This window comes from Actinomycetospora callitridis, from assembly GCF_028737265.1.
Taxonomy (GTDB): domain Bacteria; phylum Actinomycetota; class Actinomycetes; order Mycobacteriales; family Pseudonocardiaceae; genus Actinomycetospora; species Actinomycetospora callitridis.
In genome coordinates this window covers 1,085,079-1,098,191 of the sequence record NZ_JAQZAK010000001.1, presented here as the reverse complement: position 1 = coordinate 1,098,191, position 13,113 = coordinate 1,085,079, and the positions used below count along the sequence as shown (strand labels likewise).

Below are 13,113 nucleotides of genomic sequence, written 5' to 3'. Positions count from 1 at the left end.
CCGTCAGGCCCCGCTCCGGCGGTCGGCCCCGGCGGCCAGCCGGTACCCGACCCCGCGCACCGTCGCCACGATCCCGGGGCGGGCGAGCTTGGTGCGCAGGGTGGCGACGTGGACGTCGAGCGTCCGGTCGGCGCCCGGCCAGCGGCGGCCCCACACCTCGGCGACCAGCCGGTCGCGGGTGCACACCGCGCCGTCGGCCTCCGCGAGCAGGGCCAGGACGGCGAACTCCTTGCGGGAGAGCGCGACCTCCTCCCCGTCGACGGTCAGCGCGTGCCGGGCCCGGTCCAGCACGACCCCGTCGCCGAGCTCCGCCACGGCGGCGGGGGTCCCGCCGGTCGGGGGCACCACGCCGCGACGGCGGCGCACGGCGTGGATGCGGGCGACCAGCTCCCCGACGTCGTAGGGCTTGACCAGGTAGTCGTCGGCGCCGTGGTGCAGCCCGAGGATGCGCTCGTCGACCCGGCCGCGGGCGCTGACCACGATCACCGGCACGTCGCCGGCCTCGCGGATGCGCCGGCACACCTCGAGGCCGTCGACGTCGGGCAGGCCGAGATCGAGGAGCACGACGTCGGTGCCGGCGAGGTGCGCCGGTACGGCGAGCCCGCGCGAGACCCGCTCCACCTGCATCTCGTGGCGCTCGAGGGCGGCGCGCAGGGCCGCGGCGACGCGGTCGTCGTCCTCCACCACGAGCACTCGCACTGCCGCGCTCCTCCCGGCCCACCTCCCCCGATGTCACGGTCGCCACGGGGTGGCCCGGTAACCCTAAGTCTTCCTCAAGAGCGTGGACGCCCAGTTCGGCGCACTGGCACGTTCCGCACCACCGGGTCGGTGGCACAGCGAGGAGGACCGGTGGCGATGAGTGACCAGAGCGCCCCGGGCGCAGCGAGCTCCAGCGCCCCGATGGTGCGGATGGCCGGGGTCAACAAGAACTTCGGCGACCTGCACGTCCTCAAGGACATCGACCTCGAGGTCGCGCGCGGCGAGGTCGTCGTCGTGCTCGGCCCGTCGGGATCGGGCAAGTCGACCCTGTGCCGGGCGATCAACCGCCTCGAGCCGATCGACGGCGGCACCGTCGAGATCGACGGCACCCCGCTGCCCGAGGAGGGCAAGGACCTCGCGAAGCTGCGCGCCGACGTGGGCATGGTGTTCCAGCAGTTCAACCTGTTCGCCCACCTGACGATCCTCGACAACGTCGTGCTCGCCCCGACCCGCGTCCGTGGCGTCTCGAAGGCCGAGGCGCAGGAGCGGGCACACGCGCTGCTCGACCGGGTCGGGATCGCCGAGCAGGCCCAGAAGTACCCCGCCCAGCTCTCCGGTGGCCAGCAACAGCGCGTGGCCATCGCCCGCGCGCTCGCGATGGAGCCCAAGGTGATGCTGTTCGACGAGCCCACCTCGGCGCTCGACCCCGAGATGGTCGGCGAGGTCATCGAGGTCATGGCGGGTCTCGCGAAAGACGGCATGACCATGGTCGTGGTGACCCACGAGATGGGCTTCGCCCGCCGTGCGGCGCACCGGGTCGTGTTCATGGCCGACGGCGAGATCGTCGAGGACACGACGCCCGACAGCTTCTTCTCCCGGCCCGCCACCGAACGGGCCCGCGACTTCCTCGGCAAGATCCTCACCCACTAGATCGGAGCCGTCATGAGACGCGTCGTCTCTGTCCGGACCCTCGGCGTCCTCCTCGCGGTCGTTGCGCTCGCCTTCGGCGCGGCGTGCGGGCGCGAGGGCAGCCCCGGCGGCCAGCCGGTCGCCGGCGTGCCGGTCGCCCAGAACGTGCAGGTGCCCGGCTCGCCGACGTTCGCCGCGATGCAGCAGCGCGGCCGCCTCGTGCTCGGCGTCAAGAACGACCAGCCCGGCCTCGGCATCCAGGACCCGACCACCGGGCAGTACACCGGGTTCGACATCGAGATCGGCCGCATGGTGGCCGCCGGGCTCGGCTTCTCCCCTCAGCAGATCGAGTACCGGGTCATCCCGTCGGCCGCTCGCGAGGACGCGATCTCCCGCGGCGACGTCGACCTCTACGTCGGCACCTACACGATCAACGACAGCCGCAAGCAGCGCGTGGGCTTCGCCGGCCCGTATTTCGTCGCGGGCCAGGACCTGCTCGTCCGCGCCGACGACACGACCATCACCGGCCCGCAGACCCTGCAGGGCAAGCGGGTCTGCTCGGCCACCGGGTCGACGCCGATCCAGCGGGTGCGCCAGCAGAACCTGACCCAGAACGTGGTCGAGTTCCAGAACTACTCGCAGTGCGTCGACGCCCTACGCGGCGGCCAGGTCGACGCCGTGACCACCGACAACGCCATCCTGCAGGGCTACGCCGCCCAGACGCCCGACCAGCTCAAGGTCGTCGGCGTGGTGTTCTCCGAGGAGCCGTACGGCATCGGCATGAACCGTGACGACGTCGCCCTGCGCAACAAGGTCAACGACCTGATCCAGGCCTCCGAGAACGACGGCACCTGGACGCGGCTCTACAACGAGACGCTGGGCCGCTCCGGCACCCCGGCGCCCCAGCCCCCGCCCATCGAGCGTTACTGAGGCGCTTCGCGCTCGTGAGTGATCCGGGTCGTCACGGCGACCCGGATCACTCACGTGGCGAAGCCATGGAGGCCACACGTGGACGTCCTGTTCGGCAACCTCGGTGAGTTCCTGACCCGCTTCGGCGGCACCATCGGGCTGTTCGTGTGCTCGGCGATCGCGTCGCTGATCCTCGGCGTCATCCTCGCGGCCATGCGCGTCAGCCCGGTGCCCGCGATGCGCGCCACGGGCACGGTCTACGTGACCCTGCTGCGCAACACCCCGCTGACGCTCGTGCTGTTCTTCTTCGCCCTCGGGTTCACCAAGCTCTTCTTCTACCTGCCGTTCTTCCTCCTCGCCGTCATCGGGCTCTCGCTCTACACGGCCGCCTTCGTGTGCGAGACCGTGCGCGGCGGCATCAGCACCGTGTCCGAGGGCCAGGCCGAGGCCGCCCGCGCGCTCGGGTTCGGCTTCACCCAGACCCTCACGCTCGTCGTGCTCCCCCAGGCGGTGCGCTCGGTCATGCCGCCGCTGACCAGCGTGCAGATCGCGCTGCTCAAGAACACGACCGTCGCCGCCGGCTTCTCGGTGTTCGAGGCCGGCGGGTTCTACCGCGCGGTCAACGAGCGCGGCGGCTCCACCCTGGTCGCCCTCCTCTGGGTCGCGCTCGGGTTCATCGTGCTCGTCATCCCCCTGACGGTGCTGCAGCGCCGGCTCGAGAAGCGCTGGAGCGTGGCCCGGTGAGCGCCCCGACCGCGGTCCTCTTCGACGTCCCTGGGCCCCGCGCGCGGGCCCGCAACACCGTCGCCGGCGCCGTCACGCTCGCCGTCGTCCTGGCGCTGCTCGGGGTCCTCGTCTGGCGCCTCGCGGCCACGGGCCAGCTCGACGCCCGCGTGTGGGAGTGGGTCCTCTACGAGAACGTGCAGCTGGCGATCCTCGACGGGCTGATCAAGACGCTGCAGGCGTTCGCGACCGGCGCCGTGCTGGCGCTGGCGCTGGGCGCGCTGCTGGCCCTGGGGCGGCTCTCGGACCACCGCCCGCTGCGGTCGGTGTGCAGCACGGTCGTCGAGCTGTTCCGCGCCGTGCCGCTCGTCGTGCTGATGTTCCTCTTCTACTACGGCCTGCCCTCGGCCGGCATCAACGTGTCGACCTTCGTGGCCGTGGTGCTGGGGCTGATGCTCTACAACGGCGCGGTCCTCGCCGAGGTCTTCCGCGCGGGCGTGCTGGCCGTGCCGCGGGGACAGTCCGAGGCCGCCTACGCCCTGGGGATGCGCAAGTCCGGCGTCATGCGGTTCGTGCTGCTCCCCCAGGCCGTTCGCTCCATGCTGCCCTCGATCGTGAGCCAGCTCGTGGTGCTGCTCAAGGACACCGCGCTCGGGTTCCTCATCACCTATCCCGAGCTGCTGTTCCAGGCGCAGTTCCTGGGCTCCAACGCCGCGCTCGGCTCGCCGCTGATCCCCGTGGCCCTCGTCGTCGCGGTCATCTACATCACCCTGTGCCTGCTGCTGTCGGCGCTGGCGAACTGGCTCGAACGGCGTTCGCGGCGCAACCCGGCCGTCATCGCGGTCGCGATCGAGCGACCCGACGACGCGTGACCGACCTGACGATCCGACCGGCGCGCCCCGACGAGCTCGAGACCCTCCGCGAGCTCGAGATCGCCGCCGGTGCACCGTTCCGCGACCTCGGGATGGACCCGATCGCCGACGACGCCCCGCCCTCGACGGTCGCGCTCCGGAGCGCGCTGGAGCGCGACGGGCTGTGGATCATCGAGGACGGCGGCGTCGTGGCCGGCTACCTGATGGACGACGTCGTCGACGGCGAGGCCCACCTCGAGCAGGTCTCGGTGCACCCGGACCACGCCCGCCGGGGCCTCGGGGCGCGGCTCGTCGAGGACCTCGTCGCACGGGCCCGAGCGGACGGCCACCACGCGGTCACGTTGACGACGTTCGTCGACGTCCCCTGGAACGGGCCCTACTACGCACGGCTGGGCTTCCGTCCGCTCGCCGACGACGAGCTCGGCCCGGGCCTGCGGGCCGTGCGCCGCGCCGAGATCGCCAAGGGGCTGGACCGGTGGCCCCGGACGGCGATGCGCCGCGAGCTCTGAGGGCCTGCGGTCGTCCGAGGTTCGCCGTGGAAACCCGTCCGTCCCGTCCTTACTCTCGGTGACCCCGGTCGTCGAGGAGGCAGCGTGGACCCCGAACCGGCCGCCGCGCCCCGCGGCTCGCGCATCCACCGGGTCACCGATCTCGTCGTGGGGCTCCTGCTCCTCGTCGGTGCCGTGGGGGCGGCGGTGAACGCCGGAACGGCGACGTGGGACGCCGCCGTGCTGCTCGCCCGTGGCGAGTCCGTGACGGCGACCGTCGTGGCCGCCGACCACGACTCCCGGCTCGGTCGCATGGACGACCTCGTCGTGGCGCTCCCCGCCCCGTACGACATCCGGACGGAGGTCGCGACGCCGCGCGAGGACCTCGAGCCCGGTGACGTCGTCGCGACCGTGGTGGATCCCGACGCGCCGGCCCGCGCCGCTCTGGTCGACGACGGCTGGCCGTGGCGCACGACGGTGCCGCTGCTCCTCGCCCCCGTGCTGGCACTCGCCGGCCTGTTCGCCCTCGGCCTCGCGGCGTTCGGGCGTTCGCCCGGGACGGAGCCGAAGACGACGGAGCCGGAGACGACGGAGCCGGAGACGACGGAGCCGGAGACGACGGAGCCGGAGACGACGGAGCCGGGGTCGACGGAGCCGGGGCCCTGACGCACCGCGGCCCGGGCCCGCCGTGGCGGACCCGGGCCGACGGGCGACCGGAGGGGCGTCAGGCCTGCGCGCCCCCGCGCTGCTCGATGTGCGCGATGTGGTCGGCGTCGAGCGCGGAGCCGTTGTCGGGCCCCGGGGCGTCCAGCGAACGGGCGCCGGTGGCGCCGCGCTGCTCGAGCTCCTGGCGCTTGAAGATCTTCTTACCGAGCCACACCAGCGGGTCGTACTTGCGGTCGACCACGCGCTCCTTCATGGGGATCAGCGCGTTGTCGGTGATCTTGATGTGCTCGGGGCAGACCTCGGTGCAGCACTTGGTGATGTTGCAGTACCCGAGGCCGTGCTCCTCCTGCGCGTCCTCCTTGCGGTTGCGCACGTCGAGCGGGTGCATGTCCAGCTCGGCGATCCGCATGAGGTAGCGCGGGCCGGAGAACTCCTGCTTGTTCTCCTCGTGATCGCGCACCACGTGACAGACGTTCTGACACAGGTAGCACTCGATGCACTTGCGGAACTCCTGCGAGCGCTCGACGTCGACCTGCGACATGCGGTACTCGCCGGGCGCGAGCCCCTCGGGCGGCGCGAACGCCGGCACCTCGCGGGCCTTCTGGTAGTTGAAGTCGACGTCGGTGACGAGGTCGCGGATCACCGGGAAGGTCCGGATCGGCGCGACACTGATCTCCTCGTCCTCCTCGAACGTCGACATCCGCGTCATGCACATCAGCCGCGGGCGGCCGTTGACCTCGGCGCTGCACGACCCGCACTTGCCGGCCTTGCAGTTCCAGCGCACCGCCATGTCCCCGGCCTGGGTGGCCTGGATGCGGTGCATGATGTCGAGGACGACCTCGCCCTCCTCGACGTCCACGGCGTAGTCGACGAAGTCGCCGCCCTCGGCGTCGCCCCGCCAGACCTTGAACTGTGCCTGGTAGCCCATGCCTACGCTCCCCCTCCGGTGAGCTCGCCGCCCGGGTCGCCGCCGGTCTCCACGGTGGTCGAGCTCCGCTCCGCTTCGTCTCCGGCGTCCTCGGTGCCCCGCGACTGCCGCGGCGGCGCGTCCGAGCGGTGTCCGCCCAGCTCGTCGCCGGTGTAGTACTTCTTCAGCTCGTCGAGCTCGAAGAGGTCGAACAGGTCGTGGCGCATGGCCGGCTGGCCCTGGTGCTCGAGGTGCACCTCGTCATCGCGCAGCGAGCAGACGAGCAGCTCCTGGCGCCAGTTCTCGTCCATGGTCGGGTAGTCGTCGCGGGTGTGGCCGCCACGGCTCTCCTGCCGCTCGAGCGCGGCCTTCGCGATGCACTCGCTGACCATGAGCATGTTGCGCAGGTCGAGCGCGAGGTGCCATCCCGGGTTGTAGGCCCGGCGGCCGTCGACCGCGACGCGCGGGATGCGGTCCTTGAGCTCGTGGAGCTTCTTGAGCGCCAGCTCCATCTCGTCGGCCTTGCGGATGATGCCGACGAGGTCGTTCATCGTCTGCTGCAGTTCCTGGTGGACCGTGTAGGCGTTCTCGCCACCCGAGTTGTGGATCGGGCGCTCGACGTCCTCGCGGGCCGTGGTGATCGACTGCTCGCTGACCGACGGCACCTCGTCGAGCCCGTCGAGGTAGGCCGCGGCACCGGCACCGGCGCGGCAGCCGAACACCAGCAGGTCGGACAGCGAGTTCCCGCCGAGGCGGTTCGAGCCGTGCATCCCGCCCGCGACCTCGCCCGCGGCGAAGAGTCCCGGCACCGCCGACGCGGCCGTGTCGGGGTCGACCTCGACGCCACCCATGACGTAGTGGCAGGTCGGCCCGACCTCCATGGGCCCCGCGGTGATGTCGACGTCCGCCAGCTCCTTGAACTGGTGGTACATCGACGGCAGGCGCCGGGTGATCTCCGCGGCCGGCATGCGGCTGGAGACGTCGAGGTAGACGCCGCCGGCCGGGGAGCCGCGGCCCTCCTTGACCTCGTTGTTGATCGCGCGGGCGACCTCGTCACGCGGGAGCAGCTCCGGCGGGCGACGGTTGTTGTCCGCGTCGGTGTACCAGCGGTCGCCCTCGTCCTCGCTCGTGGCGTACTGCTCGCGGAACACCTCGGGGATGTAGTTGAACATGAAGCGCTCGCCCTCGGAGTTCTTGAGGACGCCGCCGTCTCCCCGCACCGACTCGGTGACGAGGATGCCCTTGACGCTGGGCGGCCAGACCATCCCCGTGGGGTGGAACTGGACGAACTCCATGTTCAGCAGCTTCGCGCCGGCGCGCATGGCGAGCGCGTGCCCGTCGCCGGTGTACTCCCAGGAGTTGCTGGTGACCTTGAACGACTTGCCGACGCCGCCGGTGGCGAGCACGACCGCGGCGGAGTGGAAGCAGACCAGCTCGCCGGTGGGACGCCGGTAGCCGAAGGCGCCGGCGATCCGGTCGCCGTCCTTGAGCAGCTCGGTGACCGTGTACTCGTGGTAGACCGCGAGGTCGGACTCGTAGTCACCGGTGCGGGCGAAGTCCTCCTGCTGCAGCGAGACGATCTTCTGCTGCAGGGTGCGGATCAGCTCGAGTCCCGTGCGGTCGCCGACGTGGGCGAGCCGCGGGAACTGGTGCCCGCCGAAGTTCCGCTGGCTGATCTTGCCCTCGGGCGTGCGGTCGAACAGCGCCCCGTAGGTCTCGAGCTCCCACACCCGCTGCGGCGCCTCCTTGGCGTGCAGCTCGGCCATGCGCCAGTTGTTGAGGAACTTGCCCCCGCGCATGGTGTCGCGGAAGTGGACCTCCCAGTTGTCGCGAGGGTTCGCGTTGCCCATCGACGCGGCGATCCCGCCCTCGGCCATGACCGTGTGGGCCTTGCCGAACAGCGACTTGGAGATGATCGCGACCCGCTTGCCGCGCAGGCGGGCCTCGATCGCGGCCCGCAGGCCGGCACCGCCGGCGCCGATGACGACGACGTCGTAGGTGTGGTGGGTGACGGGGGCCTCGCCCGTTTCGGGCGCGCCGGCCGCCTCGAAGGCGGTGGTGGTTCCCGGGTCGGTCATCAGTTCACGATCCGCAGGTCGGAGATGGTGCCGCTCGCCACGAGCATCACGTACAGGTCGGCCAGGATCAGCGTCCCGATCGTCAGCCAGGCGAACAGCATGTGGCGAGTGTTGATCTTCGAGAGTCCGGTCCAGAGCTTGTAGCGCACCGGGTGCTTCGAGAAGTGCTTGAGCCGTCCGCCGGTGATGTGGCGGCAGGAGTGGCACGACAGCGTGTAGAGCCAGAGCCCGATCACGTTGACCAGCAGGATGAGCGTCCCCAGCCCCACCCCGAACGACGTCTGCCCGGTGGCCGGGTCGGTGCTCTGGAACGCGAGCAGCATGTCGTAGGTGTTGAGGATCGAGATCGCGAACGCGACGTAGAAGAAGTAGCGGTGCGCGTTCTGCAGGATCAGCGGGAACCGCGTCTCACCGGAGTACGACGCGTGCGGCTCGGCGACCGCGCACGCCGGCGGCGACGACCAGAACGCCCGGTAGTACGACTTCCGGTAGTAGTAGCAGGTCAGCCGGAAACCGAGCAGGAACGGCAGCGACACGAGCGCGTAGGGCAGGAACCACGGCATCTCGCCGAACCACTGGCCCAGGTGGCTCGCCTCGGGGATGCACGAGGCGCTCACGCAGGGCGAGTAGAACGGCGAGAGGTAGTGGTACTGCTCCACGTAGTACGCGGAGCCCCACAGCGAGCGGATCGTCGCGTAGACGACGAACGTGGCCAGGCCCAGCGCGTTCGCCAGTGGCGGCAGCCACCAGCGATCGGTGCGCAGCGTTCGCTGTCGGATGTCGGGTCGTCCCGGCGCCGGCGGCCGGTACGTCCCGGAGTCGTGTGTGGTGGTCACGGCACCCCGGTCCTCGTCTGCGATGACGTTCCGCGTCGCCGGGACCGCCGCGGTACGGGGCGGAGAGCCGCAGGGAACCACGGCGCGGCGACGCTCTGTGGTGGGCCGCACACTACGACGCGTCAAACCCCGGTGTCGCCCGGGTCACCCCCGTCTCGGGGCGTGACGATGGCCACGTCGGGTGATCGAGACCGCCAGGGAGCGTCAGCGGTGGTCCGCGTCCGGATCGGACAGGAGGTCGTCGAGCGCCTCGTCCCCTGTCTCGTCCGGGGACGGCCGCTCCGCGAGCGCCTCGCGGACGACCGCGTACGCCACGCCCGCGTCGTAGCCCTTGCGCGCGAGCATCCCGACCAGCCGGCGGGCCGCCACCGCGTGCTCGAAGCGGGCGAGCGAGGGCAGCCGCCGGTCGACCAGCGCCCGGGCGCGGGCGCGCTCGTCGTCGCGGCCGATCTCCTCGACCGCCGTCGTCGCCGTCTCGCGGTCGACGCCCTTGCGGTGCAGTTCCCCGGCCAGCGCCCGCTTGCCGAGGCCCTGGTGCCGGTGCCGCGAGGACACCCACTGCTCGGCGAACGCGGCGTCGTCGACCAGCCCGGCGGCGCCCAGGCGGTCGAGCACCCGCCCGGCGACGGCGTCGTCCACGTCCTTGCGGGCGAGGGCGTCGGCCAGCTCGGCGCGTGAGCGGGCCCGCGTGGTGAGCAGGTTCAGGCAGATCGTGCGCGCCACCGACTCGGGGTCGGCGGGCGGATCGGCCGCGTGATCGGGACGGTCGGCGTCGGGCGGTTCCGGCGCGCGTCCCCGCGACGACCCCCGCCGCCCGGCCCTCTGACCGAGGCCCATCCGACTCAGAAGTCGACGGGCGCCGCGGCGGGCGCCTCGGCGTCGAGCTTCGCCCCGATGCCGAGCTTCTCCTTGATGCGCTTCTCGATCTCGTCGGCGACGTCGGGGTTCTCGCGCAGGAACTTGCGGGCGTTCTCCTTGCCCTGCCCCAGCTGGTCGCCCTCGTAGGTGTACCAGGCGCCCGACTTGCGGACGATCGCCTGCTCGACACCCATGTCGATCAGCGAGCCCTCCTTGGAGATGCCGCTGCCGTAGATCATGTCGAACTCGGCCTGCTTGAACGGCGGGGCCACCTTGTTCTTCACGACCTTGACCCGCGTGCGGTTGCCGACCGCGTCGGCGCCGTCCTTGAGCGTCTCGATGCGGCGGATGTCGAGCCGGACCGAGGCGTAGAACTTCAGCGCCTTGCCACCCGTGGTGGTCTCCGGCGAGCCGAACATGACGCCGACCTTCTCGCGGAGCTGGTTGATGAAGATCGCCGTGGTGCCCGAGGCGTGCAGCGCACCGGTGATCTTGCGCAGCGCCTGGCTCATGAGGCGGGCCTGGAGACCGACGTGGCTGTCGCCCATGTCGCCCTCGATCTCGGCGCGCGGCACGAGCGCGGCGACCGAGTCGACGACGATGACGTCCAGCGCGTTCGACCGGATCAGCATGTCCATGATCTCGAGCGCCTGCTCACCGGTGTCGGGCTGCGAGACCAGCAGCGCGTCGGTGTCGACCCCGAGGGCCTTGGCGTACTCCGGGTCGAGCGCGTGCTCGGCGTCGATGAACGCCGCGATGCCGCCCTGGGCCTGCGCGTTGGCCACCGCGTGCAGCGTGACCGTCGTCTTGCCCGAGGACTCCGGGCCGTAGATCTCCACCACGCGGCCGCGGGGCAGTCCGCCCACGCCGAGCGCCACGTCGAGGGCGATCGATCCGGTCGGGATGACGTTGACCGGCGCCCGGCCGTCGTCGCCGAGCCGCATGATCGAGCCCTTGCCGAACTGCTTGTCGATCTGGGCGAGGGCGAGCTCGAGCGCCTTGTCGCGATCCGGTGCCTGTGCCATGGAATGCCACCTTGCGTCGAAGGTCGGGGTGTCAGGGTCAGGGGTCGACTCTCTGGCGCCGACGCTAGGCGGGGGGTCCGACAACGGTGGAGCCGGACCGGCCGCCCTGTGGAGGAACGGAACGGTTGTGGACGGACGACGGCGACGCTGACGCCGCACGGCGGCCGTACGGAGGAGGGTAGACGAACACCTGTTCGATACCGAGCCCCGGTCGCCGACCGGCGTGTCGGGTCTGCCTCGGAACCGGTCAGCGCCTCTCGGCCGGCACCTCGAACTCGGCGCACACCGCCCGCCACACGTCGCGGGGCTCGTCGCCGTCCTCGAGGGCCTGCTCGACGGTGCGCCCGCGGAGCGCGCCGAAGACGTGGTCGCGGGCGATGGAGCCGGCACGCACGGCCCCGAACTCGTCGTCCATGAGCCGGCGGAAATGGGTCAGCCGCACGGGCCCCACGATAACCTCGAGGACGTGGACCTCCTGCTCACCACCACGGCGTTCGACTCCCTCGGGGGCACCGTCGGCGCGGTGGTGGCGCTGCTCGGGATGCTCGCGGCGCTGGTCGTCCTGCTGCGCTGGTGGTTCCAGAACCGCGGGCGCTGACCAGGGCCTCCTCACTGCATGGCCTCACTGCACGGCCTCACTGCACGTCGAGGTGGCGCAGGCTCGGCCAGACGGCGTCCCACGGGGCGAGCCGGCCGGTGGCCAGCCACACCTGCGCCCCGGGATCGGTGGGGCTCCCGGCCTCCCCGACCGGCCGGACCTCGGCGAACCACGGCCGCAGCTCGTCGGCGGTCGACCCGACGTAGAGGACCGAGTCCACGTCGTCGCCCGGCGGCGGGAACCACCCGTAGCTGCGGTTGCTGCTCATCGCGGGCGGGAGCGTCCCCTCCGGTGCCTGGACGTCGAGGATGGCGGCGTAGATGTAGGACTCGGCCATCACCCCGGTGTGCACGCGCCTTTCGGGCGGGAGCGCGTCGTACGCCCGCGTCGTCGCCTGCGTGACCTGCTCGCCGACCGCGGGCGCGGCCGCCGGTACCGACACCGCCAGCATCGCGCCCGCGGCCCCGGCGCCGAGCGCGGCCGCCGGCCACGCGACCCACCGTCCCCGGCGGTGTCCGGTCTCCCGCCGGCGCTGCAGGCCCACGGCACCGACGGCCGCGAGGAGCCCGTACAGGCCGACGAGGTAGTACGGCCGTCCGATGGTGATCGAGAACGCGGCGTAGAGCACCGCCGCGGTGAGCGCGAGGTAGCGCAGCTCCCGCAACGCCGGGTCGCGGGCGAGACGCCACAGCCCGAGGAGCACCAGCGGGACGCCCACGACCCCGGCCGAGGCGATCAGCCCGATCATGACCCCGGTGCGACCCTGGTAGAGGTCGGCCGCCTCGGCGGCGACGATCGGCGCCATCCGCAGCTGCGGCCACCCGTTGAGGGCCTGCCAGACCAGGGTCGGGGCGGCGATCACCGCGGCGAGACCGACGCCCACCCAGAGGTGCGGCCGGCGCAGGAGTGCATGCGGACCGAGCACGGCCACCGACAGGAGCAGGACCGCGCCCAGCAGGATCACCTGGAACTTCGTCTGCGCCGCGACCCCCACGGCGACGCCGAGCGCGAGCAGCAGCCGGTCGTCACGGACCCGCCACCACCGCACGAGCAGCCAGCCGATCAGCAGCCAGGTGACCGGCTCGAGCGTGTACGGGGTCAGCCAGTGCCCCGTGAACGCCGTCCAGATGCCCGTGGCCTGGGCGATCGCGGTGAGGGTCTGCGCCCGCGCATCGCCTCCGAGCTCCCGGGCGATCAGCGCCGCGAGCACCACGGCCGCAGCCGTCGCGGCGATCGCGGGCAGGCGCAGCACCAGCACCTCCCCGGGCGCGATCAGGTCCGTCAGCGCCGCGAGCAGCGGGGCCACCGGCGGCTGGTCGACCGAGCCCCAGTCGAGGTGGTGGCGCCCGATCGCCAGCGTGAGGGCCTCGTCGAACCACCAGCCGGGGATCCACGCGACGGCCAGGTGCGCGGCGGCGACGGCGGCGGCGACGGCGCCGACGGGCCACCGCGCGAGACGCGGCAGCGTGGCGGGCACGGACGGGCCTGCGGTCGTGGGCGGAGCCGTGAGCGCCATGCCGACGAGCGTCGCGGGACGGCGGGCCG

At 72.1% G+C, this 13,113-nt stretch carries 14 protein-coding genes and 1 pseudogene; 7 read left to right on the top strand and 8 right to left on the bottom strand.

Annotated elements, in window-relative coordinates; all coding sequences use genetic code 11:
• Positions 1-3 precede the first annotated feature (3 nt).
• The gene (locus PH191_RS05305; RefSeq protein WP_274193541.1) at positions 4-699 is read right to left on the bottom strand and encodes a response regulator transcription factor; all 696 of its coding nucleotides are present in this window, start codon (positions 697-699) and stop codon (positions 4-6) included.
• A gap of 201 nt (positions 700-900) precedes the next feature.
• Here PH191_RS05305 and PH191_RS05300 point away from each other — a divergent pair, with 201 nt between their 5' ends.
• From PH191_RS05300 to PH191_RS05275, 6 genes are all read left to right on the top strand, one after another.
• Positions 901-1,629 carry an amino acid ABC transporter ATP-binding protein gene (locus PH191_RS05300; protein WP_274193697.1) on the top strand — a complete coding sequence of 243 codons (729 nt, stop codon included), beginning with the start codon at positions 901-903 and terminating at the stop codon, positions 1,627-1,629.
• Positions 1,630-1,641: 12 nt separating this feature from the next.
• Entirely contained in the window at positions 1,642-2,538 is an 897-nt protein-coding gene (locus PH191_RS05295) for a glutamate ABC transporter substrate-binding protein (RefSeq protein ID WP_274193540.1), read from the top strand.
• Positions 2,539-2,616: 78 nt separating this feature from the next.
• Positions 2,617-3,261, top strand: a complete 645-nt coding sequence (locus PH191_RS05290; RefSeq protein WP_274193539.1) for an amino acid ABC transporter permease — start codon at positions 2,617-2,619, stop codon at positions 3,259-3,261.
• Positions 3,258-4,112, top strand: a complete 855-nt coding sequence (locus tag PH191_RS05285; RefSeq protein WP_274193538.1) for an amino acid ABC transporter permease — start codon at positions 3,258-3,260, stop codon at positions 4,110-4,112. The genes PH191_RS05290 and PH191_RS05285 overlap by 4 nt, the downstream gene beginning before the upstream one ends.
• Positions 4,109-4,621: a GNAT family N-acetyltransferase gene (locus PH191_RS05280; protein WP_274193537.1), complete on the top strand. Its 513-nt coding sequence runs from the start codon at positions 4,109-4,111 to the stop codon at positions 4,619-4,621. Before PH191_RS05285 ends, PH191_RS05280 begins: the two co-directional genes overlap by 4 nt.
• Before the next feature lie 84 nt (positions 4,622-4,705).
• A complete protein-coding gene (locus tag PH191_RS05275; RefSeq protein WP_274193536.1) occupies positions 4,706-5,266 on the top strand; it encodes a DUF3592 domain-containing protein in 561 nt (186 codons plus the stop codon).
• Positions 5,267-5,324: 58 nt separating this feature from the next.
• Here PH191_RS05275 and PH191_RS05270 read toward each other — a convergent pair whose 3' ends face one another.
• From PH191_RS05270 to PH191_RS05245, 6 genes and pseudogenes are all read right to left on the bottom strand, one after another.
• The gene (locus PH191_RS05270) at positions 5,325-6,194 is read right to left on the bottom strand and encodes a succinate dehydrogenase/fumarate reductase iron-sulfur subunit (protein WP_274193535.1); all 870 of its coding nucleotides are present in this window, start codon (positions 6,192-6,194) and stop codon (positions 5,325-5,327) included.
• A 101-nt stretch (positions 6,195-6,295) separates the two neighbouring features.
• Positions 6,296-8,251 (bottom strand): annotated as a pseudogene (locus tag PH191_RS05265) (fumarate reductase/succinate dehydrogenase flavoprotein subunit); the annotation flags it as partial.
• Positions 8,251-9,087 carry a hypothetical protein gene (locus PH191_RS05260; protein WP_274193533.1) on the bottom strand — a complete coding sequence of 279 codons (837 nt, stop codon included), beginning with the start codon at positions 9,085-9,087 and terminating at the stop codon, positions 8,251-8,253. The gene PH191_RS05260 and the pseudogene PH191_RS05265, both read right to left, overlap by 1 nt.
• 204 nt (positions 9,088-9,291) lie before the next feature.
• Positions 9,292-9,924 (bottom strand): regulatory protein RecX, encoded by a 633-nt coding sequence (locus PH191_RS05255; protein WP_274193532.1) that lies wholly within the window; start codon positions 9,922-9,924, stop codon positions 9,292-9,294.
• 5 nt (positions 9,925-9,929) lie between these two features.
• On the bottom strand, positions 9,930-10,970 hold the full coding sequence (recA, locus tag PH191_RS05250) for a recombinase RecA (RefSeq protein WP_274193531.1): 1,041 nt from the start codon (positions 10,968-10,970) through the stop codon (positions 9,930-9,932).
• Between the two features lie 247 nt (positions 10,971-11,217).
• Positions 11,218-11,412, bottom strand: a complete 195-nt coding sequence (locus tag PH191_RS05245; protein WP_274189193.1) for a DUF3046 domain-containing protein — start codon at positions 11,410-11,412, stop codon at positions 11,218-11,220.
• 24 nt (positions 11,413-11,436) lie between these two features.
• Here PH191_RS05245 and PH191_RS05240 point away from each other — a divergent pair, with 24 nt between their 5' ends.
• Positions 11,437-11,568, top strand: coding sequence for a hypothetical protein (locus PH191_RS05240; protein WP_274193530.1), 132 nt, complete (start codon positions 11,437-11,439; stop codon positions 11,566-11,568).
• A gap of 37 nt (positions 11,569-11,605) precedes the next feature.
• Here PH191_RS05240 and PH191_RS05235 read toward each other — a convergent pair whose 3' ends face one another.
• Positions 11,606-13,084 (bottom strand): glycosyltransferase family 39 protein, encoded by a 1,479-nt coding sequence (locus PH191_RS05235; protein ID WP_274193529.1) that lies wholly within the window; start codon positions 13,082-13,084, stop codon positions 11,606-11,608.
• Between the last annotated feature and the right edge of the window lie 29 nt (positions 13,085-13,113).

Excerpts from the sequence above, each read along its gene's own strand:
- PH191_RS05300 (WP_274193697.1), top strand. The coding sequence starts at position 901 with ATGGTGCGGATGGCCGGGGTCAACAAGAACTTCGGCGACCTGCACGTC.
- PH191_RS05295 (WP_274193540.1), top strand. The coding sequence starts at position 1,642 with ATGAGACGCGTCGTCTCTGTCCGGACCCTCGGCGTCCTCCTCGCGGTC.
- PH191_RS05270 (WP_274193535.1), bottom strand. The coding sequence starts at position 6,194 with ATGGGCTACCAGGCACAGTTCAAGGTCTGGCGGGGCGACGCCGAGGGC.
- PH191_RS05255 (WP_274193532.1), bottom strand. The coding sequence starts at position 9,924 with ATGGGCCTCGGTCAGAGGGCCGGGCGGCGGGGGTCGTCGCGGGGACGC.
- recA (WP_274193531.1), bottom strand. The coding sequence starts at position 10,970 with ATGGCACAGGCACCGGATCGCGACAAGGCGCTCGAGCTCGCCCTCGCC.
- PH191_RS05235 (WP_274193529.1), bottom strand. The coding sequence starts at position 13,084 with ATGGCGCTCACGGCTCCGCCCACGACCGCAGGCCCGTCCGTGCCCGCC.